Origin of the sequence: Pseudoalteromonas sp. NZS100 (assembly GCF_015864815.1) — a bacterium.
GTDB lineage: Bacteria > Pseudomonadota > Gammaproteobacteria > Enterobacterales > Alteromonadaceae > Pseudoalteromonas > Pseudoalteromonas distincta.
The window spans coordinates 1-786 of the sequence record NZ_JADYWM010000056.1 but is presented as its reverse complement, the minus strand read 5'-3'; the positions used below and the strand labels follow the sequence as shown (position 1 = coordinate 786).

Below are 786 nucleotides of genomic sequence, written 5' to 3'. Positions count from 1 at the left end.
CTGCATCGGTTGTGGTGGTGTATGTTGCACCAATACCACCGCCTACCAGTTGCTCGGTAATGGTAATTTCACTGCCTGCTGGCAAGTCAGACGTCCCACTTAGGGTAACCAATAAACCAAGTTCAAACGTCGGCGTAAAGGCAAGTGCCGGTGGAGTTACGTCTACTTCGCCGCTGTCTGTATCTGTACCTGTGTTGCCTGCCGCATCGGTGATGCTGGCGCTGACATTGTAATTACCTTCAGCTAATGTGCCTGTTGGTGTCGCACTCCAGTTACCGTTGATATCCGTTTGCACATCAATGGTTTGAGTGACATTTGCAGCATCTGTAAACGTCACCGTGATGGTGCTGTTAGGTGCATCACTGGTGCCTGTCACAGTTGGCGTGCTGTCGTTGGTGAGTACTGGCGCATCTACACTCACACTTGGTGCTGTGGTATCAATGGTGCCGTTGCCGGTAATATCGGTGCTGTTACCTGCCACATCGCTAATACTTGCTTCGATGCTATATGGTCCTTCAGCCAATGCAGTCGGTACTTCTACAGAGAAGTTGCCATCGGCATCCACCGTGGTGGTAAAGGTTTGTGTATTGCCTTGATCGTCCACCACCGTGAAGTTAATAACCGTGCCTTCAACCGCATCACTTGTGCCACTGAGTGTCGGGGTGATGTCATTACTTGAGCCTGGGCTAGTAAGTACAAGTGTCGGTGCAGTGGTATCTATTTCACCTGCGCCTGTGGCGATGGTGTCGTTGCCTGCCACATCTTCAACACTCGCGCTAATGGTGT

The 786-nt window shown here is 51.1% G+C and carries 1 protein-coding gene; it reads right to left on the bottom strand.

Annotated features, from left to right (window positions below; all coding sequences use genetic code 11):
* Positions 1–786, bottom strand: a 786-nt coding sequence (locus I6E69_RS20455) for an Ig-like domain-containing protein (protein ID WP_197122221.1), incomplete at both ends; no start/stop codon positions are given.